The following is a 17,261-nucleotide window of genomic DNA, read 5'->3' as shown; positions in this document are numbered from 1 at the left end:
TTACCTAACCCGCCGTGCAGGGTGAACTTTGTCGCATTTATGGGCTCAGGATCGACCGCAACATCGAGAACATGTCAGAGCGCGATTCGGCCCCGAGGCGCCGGCGAATGCGGGCGACGTGATGCTCGACCGTCTTCGCCGAAATGAACAGCTGCGCACCGATATCGCGGTAGGGAAGGCCGCGTAGCAGCAGCTCGGCGACCTCGCGCTCACGATCCGAGAGACGCGTGGATGTCGGCGAATGAGCGGCCGAGGACGGCGCCGCGGCAAGGTCGGGGCCGTCGGTGTTGGCCGACGGCGTACGCAGATCGCGGGCCAATGCGAGCATCGCGGCCGCCACCTTCGGGTCGTTCGCGTGCAGCGCGGCCTGGCTGGCCAAGCGGGTCGCATCCCAACCGAGGCCGGTGTCGGCCAGCATCCGCGCGGCGGCATCGACCTCCGCGCCGTCCACCTGATTGGCGAGCACCCGCAGCCACGTGCGCCCGGCCGTCGCCAGGGTTCGCGCGTACGGGCTGACCCCAGCGGCCGCCGCGAGGGCCTGTCCGTGCGGGGCGAGGTTCTCCGGTGAATTGGTCAGGATCGCGGCGTGCACGCCCGCCCATCGCAGGGGTGCGGACCAGGCGATGGGATCGCCGAGCTGCGCCAGAACCGCGAATGCGCGGTCGACATGATGCGTGACGGCATCCAGGGTGCGCAGCCGCGCCGCGGCCACCCAGAGCTCGCCAACCGGAAGCAGTGTGTAGAGATCGATCGAATATGCCGACAACGCATCCATCGAGGACTGCCAGTGCTGGCGCAGCGGACCGGTATCGCCGTGGCGCCGGGCGATGCCGGTCCGTAGCGACTCGGCGAACAGACGATCGCGTCGCGAGAGCTCGGTGTCGGCCTCGGGTAGCCATTGCGCGGCACCGGTCAGATCGCCGGACAGCATGGCAATCCAGGCGGCGAGCAGCCGATGCCGCACCGCGAACACGTCATGGGGCAGATCGGTACGGATCGCACCGGCGAGAATGCCGCGGGCGCGCGCCGTCTCGCCGCTGTGCAGCATGGTCAGCGCGGCCAGAGCGACAGTGCTGTCCGGGGTGAAGGAAGACGTCGCCGGCTGCTGCGTGACGGCCTGACCGAGCAGGGACAGCGCCTCGTGGTCACGGCCCTCAACAGATGCGATGACCCCCTGAGCTGCATTTCGCGTCGCGGTGGCCGATGTCGTAGGCGGAGCTCCCAAGTTGTCTTCCAACACTTTTCGTGCACTCGTCAACTGGCCGATACCCACGAAAACCGGCGCAGCGGACAAGGCCGTCAGGCCGTCCAGTCCCGAACCCAGCCAGTCGTACAGCGCGACGGCCTGACCGGAGTCTCCGCTGTGGCACGCGATGGCCGCCGCGATACGTACGGCTTCCGTGCGATGACCCGGATCGGTGGCGGTGAGCACCTCGTCGGCCTGGGCGGCCGCTGCAGCCAGGTCACCCGCGCGCGCCAGCGACTCGGCCAGCGGCACCCTGATCGGGCCCGGTTCGGCGCCCGCAGCCAGGGCGGCGCGGTACAGGTCTGCCGCGGTGAGAGGATCAGATTCGGTTGCAGCCCAATCGGATAGCAGCCCGGCGATCTGCGTATCGCGCAATCCGTGGGCTACCAGGGCCAGGGCCAGGTCGGTGGACACCGAACCGATGTCGAGCTGCGTGCGCAGTAGTGATCGTTCGAGATCGAGGTGCCGTGCCGCACCCAGCAATCGTGTGGCGCAGCCGTGCACTCTGGCCGCGAAGGCGATCTGACCGGGGGCGGGTACCAGCCCGCTTGTCAGAGCCTCGTCGACTAGATCTTCGGCATCGGAAAGCGCAAGCGCCGCAGCGATATCCGAGGCTCCGATGCCGGGGTTCAAGGACATCAACAGCACGGTGGCCTGGGCAGACGGCGAGAGGCGGCGCAGTTGTTCGTCAATGCGGGAATCGATCGCACGCAGTGCCGATTCGAGTGGATCCGCTTCGTCCAGGCGATCGACGGCCGCCGCCACCAGTGTCAGCACTCCGCCGGTGGCGGTCACGATCTCTTCGGCGAAGGCAGCTGAGCGGGCCGAAAGCCTGGCGATATCACTCTTGTCGACGGGCCCCAGGGCGATGGTGGGCGACTCGCGTTCCAGGGCCTGGAACAGTGCGCGCAGCGCTGGCCGGTGCCGGGGTGTCGCGGCCACCACCACGATGGCTGCCGGATTGTTCTCCACGACGGCACGCAGGGTGTCGAGCTGTGGGCCGGTCAGGGAGTCTGCGTCATCGATGACGAAGGGGCCCAAGGTTTTTCCGGTAGCTGTCTCGGGGACATGGTTGACCGGCGGAGAGCCGGCGTTGCTCAGTACGTCTCGAATCCGCGCCAGTATCGATGTCTTACCACTGCCGGCGGTGCCGCTGATGAGCACCTTCGCCGCGCTGCCCGCGGACAGCGCCTGCGTGATAGTCGTTACCGCCGAGGCGATTCCGTCGAATGTCCCGGAGGGTCCGTTTTCCCGAGGGGCGTTCAGTTGCGCGGACCGATCGGGATCGGCGGCAACCCCGGGATCGTGATCATGGGGCGCGACGTGGACGTGGAAGGGGGTTGCGTGGTCGTTGTCGTCGGCTGGGTTGTCGTCGTGGTGGTCGGCGTCGTCGTGGTGGTCGTGGTCGTCGTTGTAGTGGTGGTGGTCGTTGTCGTGGTCGTCGGGGGTGTGGTTGTCGTCGTCGGTGGCGGCGGAGGAGGCTCCGGCGAGGGCGGCGGCGGTTGCACCGACTGCGTCACGGTGTGGGTCTGCGGTGGCGGCGGCGGTTCGGCAGACGGAGGCGGCTCGGCCGGGGCATCGCCGGTGCTCGGTACCACGCTCACGCTCGGTGTGGTCGGGGCAGGAGCCGGTGACTCACCGCTGGTCAGCGACACCATCATTCCGGTGAAGGCAATGCCGGCCACCGCGGCGGCGGCGATGAACCACACCAGCGGCCGGCGGTACCACGGCAGCGGCGGGTAGTCGTCGTAATCGTCGTCGGCCGCATACGGTTCGTGGCTGAACTGAAGTTCGGGGCGAGCGGTGGTGGGTTCGGCCGGGCCGTGGTACTCGTCGTCGAGGTCGACCGTATATCCGGTGCTGTATCCGCTCTGGTAGCCCGTCTCTTGCAGCGGAGCCAAGTCGGGAGCCGAATCGTCCTGAGACCATGCCAATTCCGGCGCATCGCTGGCGGCCGCGGCCACCGGAGCGGCGAAGGTTCCGGTACCGGTGGGTGCCGGGCGCATCATGGTGGCATCGCCCGTCGGTTGCTCGACCGGCCGCATCGCGGTGGCGTCCTGTGGCGGCAGATCGGGTCGGGTGGCCAGCAAGGCCACGCCCTGCGCGGCCGCGAGCTGTGGCTGGGGGCCGGTGATGACCGGTACTCGCATTCGCTCGGAAAGTTGTTGGGTGACAAGAGGAATGTTGGCACCGCCACCCACTGAGGCGATCGCGTTGATGTTCGCCGGATGAATTCCGTTGCGTTCCAAGGTGTCCTGAATGGCGTTGATCAAGTTGGATAGCGGGCCACGCAGATGGTCCTCGAGTTCGGCGCGGGTGAGCCGAACGTCGGTGGTGATTCCGGGAAGCGCCACCGGCACCGAGGTCGCGGTCTCGCCGGAGAGCCGCTCCTTGGCCAACCGGCACTGATCGCGCAGCCTGGTCAGCGCGCCGACCGATGTGGTGCCCTCGGGATCCTGGTTGAGGTCGGTGAGAACCTGCGTCAGGAGCATCTGGTCGATCTGCTGGCCGGAGAACTCGACGAATCGGACGGTCTGCCCGATCTGCTGGAATCCCCGTGCCGCATCGGCCAGGGTGATGCTGCTACCCGAGCCTCCGAGATCACACACCACCACGACGCCGCGGTCGGGTACTCCCGGCCCCGCGGCCAGCGACTCCAGGGCGGCGCGCGCGTCGGGGATCAACTTCAGCTGCCGACCGCCCGGAGCGAGGGCGGGAACGCGGTCGATCGCGTCCCGGAGCGTAGCGACGGTCTGCGGGCTCCAATGAGCGGGTACCGAGGCGGACAGTGCCGGAGGCGCGGTGAACTCGGCAGCGGAGGCCGCATCGGCGATCAACACGCGCATGGCCTCGGTGAGTGCCCATTCGGCCCGATGAACCGACCCGTCCGCCGCCACGATGCCGACGGGGTCGCCGACCCTGCCGACAAATCCGGTGAGCGTCAAACCTGGATGACTCGGTACCCCAACCTCGGGTGGACCGTCCTCGTGCAGGGTGAGGATCGAACTGCGCACCACGGGTTGGCTCTGCGGGTCGTCGGGTGTCGCGACCAGTTGAGTGGCGCCGATCGACAATCCCAGTGCGTTGGCCATACCTATCCGTTCGTTTTGCGGCGCTGTGGCGTTTCACTCCGCAGCCCAACAGTAGGGGATGACGGTCGTCACACCCCCTAATGACGACACATCCCCTAATGCGCGTCCCCCAATGGGTACCGGCGGGAAACGGGTCGCGCCCCGTAGCCGAGGTTCTCGGTGGCTCCTACCATCGCAGACATGGGCAATAACCTGTTGGATTTCGTCATGGCGCTGGTCCGTGACCAGGACATGGCCGCGCAGTACGCGGCCAATCCCGAACAAGTCATTGCCGACGCACACCTGGACGGAGTCCAGCCCGCAGATGTCTCCGCGCTGATCCCGGTGGTCAGCGAGTCGATACCGACTGCACTGGGAACACAGGCCTCGCAGTTCGCCGCGAACCCGGCGGCCACCGATCTGACGCACGCGGTGCATACGGCAATTCCAGCCGACAACATCTGGGCAAGTGGCGCGGCGACCAGTGCCTTCGAGGCGTTCGATTCGCCGTTCACCGCACCGACGCATGACCCGAGCCTGGATGCGGGTCTGCACGCTGCGACCAATGCGGTGTCGGATCTGAGCGTTCGTCAGGACGCGATCATCGTTCCCGACCAGTTCGGTCCCTCGGCCGACAGCGCGGTCGCCGCGATCGACCAGTTCCAGGCTCCGTTGCACGCATCCCCGTCCGGAGTGGACGCGGCCGGGTTCGAGCCCCAGCATTTCGGTTCCGAACTGGGCGCCGGCGGTTCCGGCGACGCTGGTCTGCACGATCCGTTCTTCGATCATGGAGACCTTGGGCATCAGGCCGGAATCGATCACAATCCCGGAATCGACCAGTTCTAGCGCTGAGCGTGGCGGGCGCGCACACGGTCGAGCGATAGCCGGGCGTCATCTGCCGCGAGGGCCAGAAGTAGGAACCCCCAGCAGAATGTGGCCGCGAAGGCTCCACCGTTTTGCATGGGTTCCCAGTGCACCGGCAGGTGTTCGAAGAAGTATGCGTACGCCATCATTCCCGCCGCGAGAACTGCAGACACTCGTGTCCACAACCCCACCGTCAGCAGGATTCCGAGTGTCAGCTCGAACACGCCCGCCCACCAGTACGGCCAGTTGAGGAACGGCTCGGGATGCCCGGAACCGGTGGGCGATCCGCTCCACCACCCGAAGATCTTCTGGGTCCCCTCCAAGAGGAAGATGACGCCGAACACCAGGCGGGCGCCCGTGGGAATGACCCATCGCGCGATCTGACCGGCGCGCTGAACGCTCATGAGCTCTCCTCGTTGATCCACCTGGGTGTCAGAACGTGCAATACGCCCTGAACAGCGCCACCAGTACCGCGCTCGCAAGAGCCGTGGGAAGTAATGCGAAGCCGAGCATCAGCCGGCAGCGTCCTATGGATGCACGACAGGTGGGGCCCTGGGCCCGTAGCCATATGAGCCGCACCGCCACTGATTCGCTGGACATGTTCAGCGCACCACGGACCGCCACGCCAGACTTGCTCATGGCCAGCAGCGCGGCATGCACGGTACGCGGCCCATGAGCCCGCGCCGCCGCATCATCGGCTGCCAGCTCCACCATCAGCCGCACCATTCCTGGCGCGCGGCGCATCAACGGCAGTATCGGAAGTGCCGCTGCTGCGATATCGGCACACAACACAGCCACGTGATGCCTGCCGCGAATGTGCGCCAATTCGTGCTCGATCACTGCCGCGCACTGTTTTTCGCCGAGGTGGCGGATGCCATGAGTGGCGACCACGGCCCCGCGAGAACCCCCGAGGCTGTAGGCGATCGGCCGGGGATCATCGATCCAATGGACTTGTCCGGAGCGACACGTCGCGGCCCGCAGCATCCAGAGGTGGCGGGCGCGGTATCGGCGCGCGGAGCGCAGGCACCGAATCGCCACAAACGCGACCCGAGCCAGGATGGTCAGTGGCAGTAGCGAGATCCCAAGCTGAACAAGGGTTCCGAAGGACGAGTGCGGGATGGTTCCGCTCAGACATCCGCCCACCAGCGTCGTGACACCGCGGGTGTCCAGTATGTGAGGAAAGAGCAGCAACATCGCGGACAACGCCGTGAGCACGAGGAAGGCCATCAGGGCGCCGAGCCACGCCGCCAGCGCAGCGGCCGGCAGCAAGGTAGGACGCACGGTCGGCCGCAGACATGCCGGTCCGGCGACACCAATGACGGCCGCACTTGCCATCAACGCCAGGGCGACGGTCATGTCAGGCCGCCTCGGCGGAGAATCCTGCGCAGCACCGTGGATTCCTCCGGGGAGGCAGATCCGGCGAAGTGCAAGAGCACCCCTTCGGCATCGCCGCTGGCGGCCAAGACTTCCCGGACCATCTGTGCTGCCGCTGCTTCGCGCGTTTGCGCCGCTCGGTAGCGGAACGCCCGCCCAACCTTCTCGCGGGTGACGTGTCCCTTGTTGTGCAGGTTGTCGAGGACCGTCATGACTGTCGTGTACGCCAAGGGACGGTCCAGCCGATCCAGGACATCACGGACAGTCACCGGCTCGGCCACGGACCACAACACCTCCATGATCGTCGACTCCCGCTCACCGAGGCCGAACATGTCACGCACGCGCTCTCTCCTTCTGGCTAGGTGCGGTCATCGGCGTCCTCTCTCGTTCTGTCACTTCGCGTTCGGGCACCGCGCGCCGCCGTGGCACGGGGATACAGCAAGCGCATCAGGACCACTACGAATGCGGCGCAGGCGATCCCGAGCGCCACGGCCGCGTTCGGCAGGTGCGAGGTGAGATCTTGCAGCCTCGCTTGCATGTCGAACTGAGTATCGCTGCCGGTGATCCCGCCGAGTGCAGCCGTCCCGTCGGTGGCTACAAAAAATATGCCGATCACGATGAACATCCCACCGGATACCAGGTTTGTTGAGTGGGTTCGCAGCCGTCCGATTCGGATCTCGGTTCCCCGCACCCAGCGTCGGTGAGATAGCCCCAACCGTCCCCAGGCGAACGCCAGAACGAACAAGGGCACGGCCATTCCGAGTGCGTACAGCGCCATGAGCAGAGCGCCATAGACCGGGCTGGAGCCGATGGCGGCCACCGTCAACACGCTGCCGAGTATGGGCCCGGAGCAGAATCCCGCGAGCGCATACACGGTGCCGAGTAACAGCACCGACAGTCCCGAGGACAGGTCGAGGCGAGCGGCCGCCCGCGCTGCCGGGCCGATGCGGAAGCCGAATCCGGCGATGATGGCCACGCCGAGCGCGATCATCAGCAGGCCTCCCATGGTTGTCACCTGGGAACGGTATTCGGTGAGTAGCGCGCCGATCGCGCCTACGCCCGCTCCTAACGGCACCAGCACGGTGAGCATGCCCAGGTAGAAGAGCCCGGTCCTGCGCAGGAGCAGGCCGGCTCGGTCGAAGGAGTATGCGAAGAACGACGGCAGAAGCATCGCCGAGCATGGGCTGACCAACGTCAGAAGCCCGCCGAGTAGAGCGCCGAGTACTCCGACATCGATCACCGCTGAGCCTGCTCGATGACCGATACGAAGACGTCGAAGGGCTGCGCACCCACCACTGGCTGGTCATTGATCACGAAGACCGGCGTAGAGGCCGCCCCGATCGCAACAGCTTCCTGAATGTCTTGCTCTACGGCAGGCAGTAGCCGATCGCCCGCGACCGCTGCCTGGAACCGGGCCAGGTCCGGGACCCCAGCTTCGCGAGCTCGTTCGAGGAGGACCTCGTCAGTGAGCTCGGCATGGCCGCGATCCGGAGCATGCCGATACACGGCCCGGTTGAACTCCCAGAACCGGCCTTGTTCGGCTGCTGCTCTACCGGCCTTGGCGGCCTGCACCGACTGCGTCCCGAAGATCGGGAGATCGCGCCACTCGATGCGCAGTTTCCCGGTGTTGACGTAGCGCTCGACGAGCTGCGGTTCGGTATCCCGGCTGAACTTTGCGCAGAAAGGGCAGCGGTAATCCGAGTAGATGACCAGCACCACCGGCGCATCGATGGGGCCGAGTGCCATCGGATCATTCGTGTGCAGCCGAGCCAGGCTGTTGCGGTGGGCGGTCGCCGCCGGTGAGCCGACCGATGCGGTGCTCTTGCTGCTGTGATCGAAGAACAGGTACGTGGCCAGCACGATGATCACGACGCCCAAGATTCCGGCGATCCAGATATCGCGCTGACGGTTCTCGCTTCGCCGCACTGGTTCCCTCTTCCGATCTACTAACCGACTTAGTATTTAACTACTAGGAAAGATAGTAGATAAATACTAAGCACGATAGTATTCCGCCCGTCTCCGCTGCTCAGAGCGTTGTGACCGCCCAGTTGTAGGCGGCGAGAACCGGGCAATGGTGCGGCGATGAACGCCCGGAGAACCCGGCCCCTAGCGACCCCCTAATCCCCTAATAGGGATGGCTGCGGACCCCCATGGGGGATTGGCGGAGAAGGGGAAGTTCTCCCGTTTTCAGGGCACTTGCAGGTTCGTAGGTTTGTATTCAGTTCGACCGGACAGACCCGGTTGACTCCGATCCCCCAAGGAGACCTCAGATGTCCATCATCGACTTCATCCTCAACCTCTTCCGCGACCCGGTGCAGGCCGCAAGCTACGTCGCCGACCCGCAGACCTCGCTGGCCAACGCCGGACTGTCGGCCGTTACCGCCGCACAGGTGGGTGCGGTCATGCCGGTCGTCGCCGAATCGGTGGCCTCCAACTACGGCTACCAGTCGCAGTGGGTCAACACCGGCAACCCGATGAACGACTTGTCGGGCAACCTGCAGAACTACTACGCCGCACAGCCCGATGCCCCGAGCATCCTGTCGCCGTCGCTGCTGAGCCCCCGGGGCAACGACTTCATGAGCCACAACGACACCGACTTTGCGAGCCACAACCCGATCGCGAGCGGCAACCAGGTCATGAGCCCCAGCGGGAATGTCGACAGCTTCAACCGCGGTCCGCTCCTGGACTTGAGCTTCGGTGATCTTCAGTTCGGTAACCGCGACACCACCGCCATCGGCGACGGTGCCGTCGCCGTGGGCGGCAGCAACTCCGGTCCGATCGCCTCCGGCAAGGGTTCCACCGCGGTCAACGGCGATGTGCGCGATAGCAACATCATCAATGCCGATCACGGCAGCAGTGTCGGTGTGGATCAGAGCCAAACTCGGGTAGGCGGCGACTACACCAACGTCAGCGGGCATGGCTCTGCCAACATCGACAAGAGCGTGAACGTCGTCGACGACCATTCGCAGCGCAACACCACCAACATCAACGATTCGTTCAACACCGATCGCTCGACCAACATCGGCTCGGGTAACACCACGAACATCGGCTCGGGTAACTCCACGAACACTGAGATCGCCTCGCACAACCAGGCGAACATCAGCACCGCGACCAGCGGCGCAGGTTCGGCCGCTGTGGGCGGTAACGCTGGTTTGGCGGGTAACGCTGGTTTGGCGGGTAACGCTGGTTTGGCGGGTAACGCTGGTTTGGCGGGCAATGCTGGTTTGGCGGGCAATGCTGGTTTGGCGGGCAATGCTGGTTTGGCGGGCAATGCTGGTTTGGCGGGCAATGCTGGTTTGGCGGGCAATGCTGGTTTGGCGGGTAACGCTGGTTTGGCGGGCAATGCTGGTTTGGCGGGCAATGCTGGTTTGGCGGGCAATGCTGGTTTGGCGGGCAATGCTGGTTTGGCGGGTAACGCTGGTTTGGCGGGCAATGCTGGTTTGGCGGGTAACGCTGGTTTGGCGGGCAATGCTGGTCTGGCTGGTAGCGCGGCAGTCGCCGGTAACGCCGCTGTCGCGGGTAACGCCGCTGTCGCCGGTAACGCTGCGGTCGGTGGTGGTGTGAACACCGGTGTTGGTGGTGGCGTGGGTGCTGGTTCTCATGTTGGTGGTGCTGTTGGTGGGGGTTCGCATGTTGGTGGTGCGATTAACGAGTCGTTGGGTGGCTCGGGTTCTGTCGCCGGTAACGCTGCAGTTGGTGGTGGCGTGAACACCGGTGTTGGTGGTGGCGTGGGTGCTGGTTCTCATGTTGGTGGTGCTGTTGGTGGGGGTTCGCATGTTGGTGGTGCGATTAACGAGTCGTTGGGTGGCTCGGGTTCTGTTGGTGGTAACGCTGCAGTTGGTGGTGGTGTGAACACCGGTGTTGGTGGTGGCGTGGGTGCTGGTTCTCATGTTGGTGGTGCTGTTGGTGGGGGTTCGCATGTTGGTGGTGCGATTAACGAGTCGTTGGGTGGCTCGGGTTCTGTTGGTGGTAACGCTGCGGTCGGTGGTGGTGTGAACACCGGTGTTGGTGGTGGCGTGGGTGCTGGTTCTCATGTTGGTGGTGCTGTTGGTGGGGGTTCGCATGTTGGTGGTGCGATTAACGAGTCGTTGGGTGGCTCGGGTTCTGTTGGTGGTAACGCCGCAGTCGGTGGTGGCACCCACACCAGTGCCATCAACGAGGCGCTGAGCGGTTCGGGTTCTGCCGGCGGGAGCACAGCGGTCGGCAGCGGCTCGCACGCCAGTGCCATCAATCACTCGATGAGCAGCTCGCTCGATGCCTCGCACAGCTCCTCGATGAACGAGTCGCTGAACTCCTCGATGGGTTCACATGCTGCGGCCGGCACCGGATTCGAAGCTCAGGGACATGCTCAGAGCCACGTGGCGGCGACCGACCACACCGCCCTGCCGGGCACCGAGCACCACTGATTCCCGGATGGATGCCCCGCACCCAGAAATGGTGCGGGGCATCCGCATGGGGTGTTGCTCCGGTCGTGCGGACCTAGAGAAATGGCACAGTATGAGGAACTTCGAGCGAGAAGGGTCACGGGACCTTGTCTGACACCGCACAAGACAGCCAACAACAGCCCGCGCTCATCAACGAGCTGCTTGGGCATGTGCGCAAGATCGCGGGTGAGAACGATCGAGGCGATCTGATTGACCGCTTGAACCGTGTGGACCAACTTCTCGTGGACCGTCCCCTGCGTGTTGTGGTAGCCGGTCAGCTCAAGCAGGGCAAGAGCCAGCTGGTGAATTCACTACTCAACATGCCCGTCGCGCGGGTGGGCGATGATGAAACCACTTCGGTGACAACCGTTATCAGTTACGGTGACCAGCCGTCAGCCGCGTTGGTTGTTGCGCCCGCCGACCAGTACGACGGCGGTGGGCTCTCCGGGGAACCTGAGATCATTCCGATTCCGGTGGCAGACATCGGCAAGGATCTCAAGCGCGCACCGCAAGCCCGAGGACGCGAGGTACTGCGGGTAGAGGTCAAGGTGGCCAGTCCGATGCTCAAAAGTGTTCTATGCCTGGTGGATACACCCGGTGTTGGTGGGTTCGGCCAACCGCATCTGTCCAGTACGCTCGGTCTACTTCCCGACGCCGACGTCATGCTCATGGTGAGCGACCTCAGTTCCGAATTCACGGAACCCGAGCTGGTATTCACCCAGCAGGCGCTGGATCTGTGCCCCGTCGCGGTGATCGTCAACACCAAGATGGACCTGTACCCGCAGTGGCGCGCTGTGGTGGGCGCCAACTCTGCTCATCTGCAACGCGCCAACATCACCGTCCCGGCCATAGCCGTTTCTTCGGCGTTGCGTACGCATGCATTGCAGCTCAACGACAAGGAGCTCAACGCAGAATCGAACTTCCCCGCGTTGGTGACCTTTTTGAGTAATGCCATCGCCGATCAGCAGACCACTTCGCGCCAGCAAGCGATCGCCGAGATCGGTGCGGCTTCTGAGCATCTCACTCTCACGCTGGATGCCGAGCTGAGTGCTCTGCAGGACCCGCAGAGTCGTGACGAGCTCACCTCGGACTTGGAACGGCGCAAGCGCGAAGCCGAGGAAGCACTGGCCCATACCGCACTGTGGCAGCAGGTTTTGGGCGACGGCATCACTGATGTGTCCACCGATGTCGAGCATGATCTGCAATCACGATTCCGGCGCATCCTGCAACGCACCGAGGAGGTCATAGACCGCACCGACCCCACCAAGAACTGGGCGGAGATCGGGGCAAAACTTGAACAGGCCGTAGCCAACTCGGTGGGAAACAACTTCGTGTGGGCACATCAGCGCGCCATGCACCTGGCCGCCCAGGTGGCGGAGACCTTCGCAACCGACGGCATGGAATCGATCAAAATGCCGCGCCTACGGGCCAGTGAGATGGGCGCCGACCTGAGCGACCTGAATTCGCTGTCGAAACTGGAAGCAAAGCCGATCAAGTTGGGGCACAAGGCCATCACCGGGCTGCGCGGGTCGTACGGTGGCGTCATCATGTTCGGCATGCTGACCTCCGTTGCCGGGCTCGGCATGTTCAATCTCATCTCGCTGGGTGCTGGCGCCGTGCTGGGCAAGAAGACCTACAACGAGGACATGGAGAATCGGATGCTGCGCATCCGGGGCGAGGCAAAGACCAACGTGCGCCGGTTCCTTGACGACGTGTCCTTCGTGGTGCTCAAGGAATCGCGCGACCGGCTGCGGCTGGTGCAGCGGCAGCTGCGCGATCATTTTCGAGAGATCGCCAACCAGACCACCCGATCTCTCAATGAGTCGCTGCAGGCGGCCATCGCGTCGGCACGGTTGGAAGCCGAGGACCGCGATGCGCGCACTCGGGAGGTGGAGCGTCAGTTACATATTCTTCGCCAGGTCAACACCCATGTTGAAGCGTTGCAGCCTGCCGATGAGCCGCCTGCGCGAAGAGTGGCTAGAGACGCATGAGTGGCATTGATCAGACCCGCGTCATTATCGGCAGCGCGTTGCGCGCCTACCAGAGCGATTCGCGGTATCTGCGCGTCGCAGAGCCGCACGACGAATTGCGACGTATCGCCGCCAGGCTCGACGAGCCCATCCGGGTGGCCATCGCCGGCACTCTTAACGCAGGCAAGTCCACATTGGTCAATGCGCTTGTCGGAGAAGATATCGCACCCACGGATGCCACCGAGGCCACCCGTATCGTGGCGTGGTTCCGGCACGGCGCCGCCCCGCGGGTCACGGCCAATCTGTTCAGCGGTGTGCGTCAGGACATCCCCATCCGTCGCGAGGGAGGGCTTTCCTTCGAGCTCGACCGGCTAGACCCGGCGTCGGTAGCGGACCTCGACGTCAATTGGCCTGCACCGGAATTGAACGAGATCACGCTCATCGACACCCCCGGCACCTCGTCGTTGTCAACCGAGGTCTCCGAACGTAGCCTGGCGCTGCTGGTACCGGAGGATGGCGTGCCCCGGGTCGATGCGGTGATATTTCTGCTGCGCAGCCTGAACGCCGCCGATATCGGGCTGCTCGCCCAGATCGGCAAGCTTGTCGGTGGGGAGCGTGGGGGTGCTGTCGGAGTGGTGGGCGTGGTGTCGCGTGCCGACGAGATCGGTGTCGGAAGGCTCGATGCGATGTTATCTGCGCGGGAAGTGGCTGCCCGGTTCGCCGCGGAGATGGAACGTACGGGCATCTGCCAGGCCGTTGTCCCCGTGGCCGGGCTACTGGCGCTGACCGCCCGCACCCTGCGGCAGTCCGAATTCGTCGCGCTGCAAAAACTCGCCGAGGTGGACCCGCAGGTGCTGGCCAAGGCACTGCTGTCGGTGGATCGTTTTGTGCGCGAAGATGATTCGCTTACGGTTGATGCGCAGACCCGGACTGCCCTGCTGCACCGATTTGGGATGTTCGGTATCCGGATCTCGGTGGCCGTCATCAGGGTTGGGGTCACCGACGCCACTGGCCTGGCCGAGGAGCTGTTGGAGCGCAGCGGTCTGGTGGAGTTGCACAACATCATTGCCAATCAGTTCGGTCAGCGCGCCGGCATCCTCAAATCGCACACCGCCCTGCTGTCGGCTCGGCAGGTACTGACCACATATCCGGTCCAGGGCGGGCGCCGGGTGATCGACGACATCGACCCCCTGCTCGCTGACACTCACGCCTTCGATGAGCTACGGCTGTTGGCAGAGTTGTCCTCCCGAACCACCACGCTCACCGAACACGAGACGGTGCTCATCCGCAGACTGCTGGGAGCCTCCGGCACGGAACCGGCCGCCCGCCTGGGTCTGGACGAGACCCGCCCGGATCCGCGACGTGCCGCCCTGGACGCGGTGGGACGCTGGCGCGCGCGGGCCGCGTATCCACTCAACGATCCGTTCACCAGCAGGCTGTGTTTAGCGGCTGCCCGCAGTGCCGAAGGCATACTCACCCAGTTGTCTACGCACGAGCGCCCGGCATACTGAGCAGATGATGATGCGCCTGTCTGCTGCGACCGTGATCCTTATGGCCGGATTCGGCACGGCGACGGCAGCGGCAGAGCCCACCCCCAATCCGGCCGGACCCGCCGGCGTGTGGATCAGCCCCGGCGAGATCCCCATGAACAGCGAATACCACTGGTCAACGGCCAACCCGACCGCAACAGGCAGGGCTTCCTTCCTCAGCATGCGGCTCTGCGGCGCCCCGTCGTCGGACGTCCTTCCGCCGGCCTCGGCCATCGCCACCCAGGCCGCCTCGGGCGTCGCGGCATCCGTGGTGCAGGCGGCGGGACAGTGGCCCGAAGGAAATACCGATGGGGCCGCGGCCTTCCAGAGTGGTATTCGATCTCAGCTCAACTACTGCCCGGGAGTGGGCGACGTCATCAGCGTCGACCTGCGCCCGGCACCCTCGTGGTACGGCTTTGCGGCGACCCTGCTGATCGGCAAGGAGCGCGACAACCCCACCAGCGAGGTGCACATCTACAACGTGGTTCCGCCGGAGTCGGGCACCGTTTCCGAGCTTGCGGTCACCGTGCCCCGCACCGGCCGCGAGCCCTCGCCGTGGAAGCCCGTCGATGACGCGACGGTTCTGCGCGCCCTTGCCCAGCCGCTGTGCAAGGGCTCCTGCTAGCGAGGGACTTCTGTGACGATGCGCGGGTGGCAGCGGGCAATTCCGGCGATCGCTGTGATCGCCTGCCTGGGCACTGCGGCTCCGGCCGCGGCGGAACCGAAGCCTGTGCCAGACACCGTATGGATCAACCCGCGCGACGTCCCCATGGACCACGTCTCCCACTGGGCTCCCTTGTCGCGCAACGCAACATCGGTTGACCGTCCGGCCTTCTGGTCGGCGAATCTCTGCTTCTCGCTGGGAGAGAGCCTGCCGCAATCGCCCGAATCTGCTTCCTCGACAGTCGCTTCGGATGAGTCCGGGTGGACGGCGGTGGAGGTGATCGCGCACTGGCCCGGCGACACCTCGGTGACCGACCAGTACGCGTCGACCGTCTATAGGTCGCTGCGCGCCCGGCTGGATCGCTGCTTCAACGCCGTTGGCGCTCAAGTCAATGTGATCGACCTACCCAACGGGCATGCGGCCACGGTGACGCTGCCGGCGCAGGGTGGCAAGCAACCGCAGTACCGGCTGTATGTGGTGGAGCCGCCGGGCACCGGAACAGTGGCCGAGCTCACCGTCACCAACGCCGTCGCGGGTGCGGTCGGTTTGCCCTGGGTAGAGGACGATGAGCAGCAGGTTCTGCGCAATGTGGCGGTACCGATCTGCCGCACCGCCAAGAGCACAGCCTGCTGAAATTCACGTCCAGTTTTTTGTCGCTTCGGATACCGAATCACCATCATTGCGTGCCCTTGACGGCGTAGCGTCCCCGGTATGCACGGACGTGGAGTCCTTTCAGGCGTATGCGGTATCGCGACGATCATCGCGATGGCCGTCCTGCTCACACCGGTGTCTATTCAGGTCGACACGGGCGGTGCCACCCAGTCGGTTACCTGCGGTATGCCCGTGGGGCCCCGACTCACCCGGACCGCGGAGCTGGACAAGATAAGTGCCGGCGCGAACCAGTCGACCAATTACCACGATCAGTGCGCCGCCAAGCTGGATACGCGTCGACTCTGGGCCATCCCGATCGGTGTGTTGTCCTTCGTGGTCGCGCTGTGCGCGGCAGGTCACCTATGGAACGAGACCTCCTCCGACAAACCCGGCAGGACCCGTCAGGGCGTCACAGGTCCGCCGGGAATTCGGATGGCTCACTGACCGCCAACGGGCACTTGGACGTTGCCGCCGCCGGGAATCGGGATCACCACTGAGCGTCCGGTCGTGGTGGTCGGTGGGGCCGTCGTCGTCGTAGTCGTCGGCTGAGTAGTCGTGGTGGTTGTCGTATCCGTGGTGGTGGTCGTGGTCGTCGGCGCAGTGGTCGTCGTTTCGGCGCTCTGACTCGGCGACTCGGATACGGTCTCGGTCACCGTGGAGTTGCCACCGTTATTGCCGGAGCCGCCATGTCCCTCGTGACCGCCGGAGTTGGCCGGTGCCGAACTGCTGGTTGTCGAGGATGTCACCGAGGTAGTGCTCCCGGCGGGGGCAGGCTTGTCGCTCCGGGTGATCACGAAGGCGATGATCACCGCAATGACCGCCACAGCCGCTCCTGCCAGAGCAATGAGCACGGCGGGCTGCTTGTACCAGGGGTTGGGCCCATCAGGTCCCTGATCGTGGTACTGCTCGTTGTACATCGTCGGGTCTTCTGGCGGCTCCGGGTAGGACATGATCCGGAGCGTAACCCAACTCCCTTAGAGCCCCGGTATTTGCGGGATCTGCGGAATAGGCGGGATTTGTGGGATCTGCGGAATCGGCGGAATAGCTGGCGGTGAGGGAATCGCCGGGGCCTGCCACTGGTACGTCGTGGAGGTCGGGGTGTCGTAGTACGTGGGCTCGGAGGTCGGGGCGGGCGGCGCCGGCTCCTGTGTCGATTCGATGGTCGTGGTCGCGGTGGTCGTCGACGAGGATTCAGGTGAGGACTCAGTAGTAGTGGTGCTCGGTGTCGGCGATGTCGTCGTCAGCGGTGTGTTGTCGTTGACGACCCGCTTATCCGTGGACAACACGATGGTCATGAGCACCGCGACGATCGCGATGATGGCGGCGATGGTGCCGACGATCGCCGGCCCCGTTCGATACCAGGGCGTCGGCTTCTCGCTCTCCTCGATCATCCCCGAGAAGTAGCTCTCGTCGTCGTCGGGAGCGTTCGGTGTCTCGTGCTCACTCATCGCGCGGAGCCTAACCGAAG

16 protein-coding genes are annotated in these 17,261 nt (G+C 65.0%); 7 read left to right on the top strand and 9 right to left on the bottom strand.

Annotated elements, in window-relative coordinates; genetic code table 11:
• Positions 1-37: 37 nt before the first annotated feature.
• Positions 38-2,434 (bottom strand): isoniazid response ATPase/transcriptional regulator IniR, encoded by a 2,397-nt coding sequence (iniR, locus tag MSTE_RS22090; protein WP_162291713.1) that lies wholly within the window; start codon positions 2,432-2,434, stop codon positions 38-40.
• Between the two features lie 74 nt (positions 2,435-2,508).
• Positions 2,509-4,338: an Hsp70 family protein gene (locus MSTE_RS22085; protein WP_096504444.1), complete on the bottom strand. Its 1,830-nt coding sequence runs from the start codon at positions 4,336-4,338 to the stop codon at positions 2,509-2,511.
• A 180-nt stretch (positions 4,339-4,518) separates the two neighbouring features.
• Here MSTE_RS22085 and MSTE_RS22080 point away from each other — a divergent pair, with 180 nt between their 5' ends.
• Positions 4,519-5,163, top strand: a complete 645-nt coding sequence (locus tag MSTE_RS22080; RefSeq protein WP_096504442.1) for an Rv0340 family IniB-related protein — start codon at positions 4,519-4,521, stop codon at positions 5,161-5,163.
• Here the strand turns inward: MSTE_RS22080 and MSTE_RS22075 are convergent.
• From MSTE_RS22075 to MSTE_RS22055, 5 genes are read right to left on the bottom strand one after another with little or no spacing between them, the layout of a single operon-like run.
• Entirely contained in the window at positions 5,160-5,585 is a 426-nt protein-coding gene (locus tag MSTE_RS22075; RefSeq protein WP_096504440.1) for a DoxX family protein, read from the bottom strand. The genes MSTE_RS22080 and MSTE_RS22075 overlap by 4 nt on opposite strands.
• A gap of 28 nt (positions 5,586-5,613) precedes the next feature.
• Positions 5,614-6,537: a M56 family metallopeptidase gene (locus MSTE_RS22070; RefSeq protein ID WP_096504438.1), complete on the bottom strand. Its 924-nt coding sequence runs from the start codon at positions 6,535-6,537 to the stop codon at positions 5,614-5,616.
• A complete protein-coding gene (locus MSTE_RS22065; RefSeq protein ID WP_096504436.1) occupies positions 6,534-6,896 on the bottom strand; it encodes a BlaI/MecI/CopY family transcriptional regulator in 363 nt (120 codons plus the stop codon). Before MSTE_RS22065 ends, MSTE_RS22070 begins: the two co-directional genes overlap by 4 nt.
• A gap of 17 nt (positions 6,897-6,913) precedes the next feature.
• Positions 6,914-7,795, bottom strand: a complete 882-nt coding sequence (locus tag MSTE_RS22060) for a cytochrome c biogenesis CcdA family protein (RefSeq protein ID WP_096504434.1) — start codon at positions 7,793-7,795, stop codon at positions 6,914-6,916.
• On the bottom strand, positions 7,792-8,481 hold the full coding sequence (locus tag MSTE_RS22055; protein ID WP_096504432.1) for a DsbA family protein: 690 nt from the start codon (positions 8,479-8,481) through the stop codon (positions 7,792-7,794). The genes MSTE_RS22060 and MSTE_RS22055 overlap by 4 nt, the downstream gene beginning before the upstream one ends.
• A gap of 344 nt (positions 8,482-8,825) precedes the next feature.
• Here MSTE_RS22055 and MSTE_RS22050 point away from each other — a divergent pair, with 344 nt between their 5' ends.
• The 6 genes from MSTE_RS22050 to MSTE_RS22025 all read left to right on the top strand — a co-directional run bounded on the left by MSTE_RS22050 (position 8,826) and on the right by MSTE_RS22025 (position 16,237).
• A complete protein-coding gene (locus MSTE_RS22050; protein ID WP_096504430.1) occupies positions 8,826-10,961 on the top strand; it encodes an IniB N-terminal domain-containing protein in 2,136 nt (711 codons plus the stop codon).
• Positions 10,962-11,086: 125 nt separating this feature from the next.
• Positions 11,087-12,970 carry a dynamin family protein gene (locus tag MSTE_RS22045; protein ID WP_096504428.1) on the top strand — a complete coding sequence of 628 codons (1,884 nt, stop codon included), beginning with the start codon at positions 11,087-11,089 and terminating at the stop codon, positions 12,968-12,970.
• Positions 12,967-14,460: a dynamin family protein gene (locus tag MSTE_RS22040; protein WP_096504426.1), complete on the top strand. Its 1,494-nt coding sequence runs from the start codon at positions 12,967-12,969 to the stop codon at positions 14,458-14,460. The genes MSTE_RS22045 and MSTE_RS22040 overlap by 4 nt, the downstream gene beginning before the upstream one ends.
• 4 nt (positions 14,461-14,464) lie before the next feature.
• Entirely contained in the window at positions 14,465-15,103 is a 639-nt protein-coding gene (locus MSTE_RS22035) for a hypothetical protein (RefSeq protein ID WP_096504424.1), read from the top strand.
• Between the two features lie 18 nt (positions 15,104-15,121).
• Positions 15,122-15,775 (top strand): hypothetical protein, encoded by a 654-nt coding sequence (locus tag MSTE_RS22030; protein WP_096504422.1) that lies wholly within the window; start codon positions 15,122-15,124, stop codon positions 15,773-15,775.
• Positions 15,776-15,853: 78 nt separating this feature from the next.
• Positions 15,854-16,237 (top strand): hypothetical protein, encoded by a 384-nt coding sequence (locus MSTE_RS22025; RefSeq protein WP_096504420.1) that lies wholly within the window; start codon positions 15,854-15,856, stop codon positions 16,235-16,237.
• Here MSTE_RS22025 and MSTE_RS22020 read toward each other — a convergent pair.
• Entirely contained in the window at positions 16,231-16,710 is a 480-nt protein-coding gene (locus MSTE_RS22020) for a hypothetical protein (protein WP_162291712.1), read from the bottom strand. The two genes, MSTE_RS22025 and MSTE_RS22020, sit on opposite strands and share 7 nt — an antisense overlap.
• Positions 16,711-16,767: 57 nt before the next feature.
• Positions 16,768-17,241, bottom strand: a complete 474-nt coding sequence (locus MSTE_RS22015; protein WP_096504416.1) for a hypothetical protein — start codon at positions 17,239-17,241, stop codon at positions 16,768-16,770.
• Positions 17,242-17,261: the final 20 nt, after the last annotated feature.

The organism is [Mycobacterium] stephanolepidis (assembly GCF_002356335.1).
Taxonomy (GTDB): domain Bacteria; phylum Actinomycetota; class Actinomycetes; order Mycobacteriales; family Mycobacteriaceae; genus Mycobacterium; species Mycobacterium stephanolepidis.
The sequence above is the reverse complement of the archived record's forward strand: the minus strand, read 5'-3'. Positions and strand labels throughout refer to the sequence as shown.

What these genes read in the sequence shown, in the direction of transcription:
- MSTE_RS22085 (WP_096504444.1), bottom strand. Translation starts at nt 4,338, where the DNA reads ATGGCCAACGCACTGGGATTGTCGATCGGCGCCACTCAACTGGTCGCG.
- MSTE_RS22080 (WP_096504442.1), top strand. Translation starts at nt 4,519, where the DNA reads ATGGGCAATAACCTGTTGGATTTCGTCATGGCGCTGGTCCGTGACCAG.
- MSTE_RS22075 (WP_096504440.1), bottom strand. Translation starts at nt 5,585, where the DNA reads ATGAGCGTTCAGCGCGCCGGTCAGATCGCGCGATGGGTCATTCCCACG.
- MSTE_RS22070 (WP_096504438.1), bottom strand. Translation starts at nt 6,537, where the DNA reads ATGACCGTCGCCCTGGCGTTGATGGCAAGTGCGGCCGTCATTGGTGTC.
- MSTE_RS22050 (WP_096504430.1), top strand. Translation starts at nt 8,826, where the DNA reads ATGTCCATCATCGACTTCATCCTCAACCTCTTCCGCGACCCGGTGCAG.
- MSTE_RS22040 (WP_096504426.1), top strand. Translation starts at nt 12,967, where the DNA reads ATGAGTGGCATTGATCAGACCCGCGTCATTATCGGCAGCGCGTTGCGC.
- MSTE_RS22035 (WP_096504424.1), top strand. Translation starts at nt 14,465, where the DNA reads ATGATGATGCGCCTGTCTGCTGCGACCGTGATCCTTATGGCCGGATTC.
- MSTE_RS22030 (WP_096504422.1), top strand. Translation starts at nt 15,122, where the DNA reads ATGCGCGGGTGGCAGCGGGCAATTCCGGCGATCGCTGTGATCGCCTGC.
- MSTE_RS22025 (WP_096504420.1), top strand. Translation starts at nt 15,854, where the DNA reads ATGCACGGACGTGGAGTCCTTTCAGGCGTATGCGGTATCGCGACGATC.
- MSTE_RS22020 (WP_162291712.1), bottom strand. Translation starts at nt 16,710, where the DNA reads ATGTACAACGAGCAGTACCACGATCAGGGACCTGATGGGCCCAACCCC.
- MSTE_RS22015 (WP_096504416.1), bottom strand. Translation starts at nt 17,241, where the DNA reads ATGAGTGAGCACGAGACACCGAACGCTCCCGACGACGACGAGAGCTAC.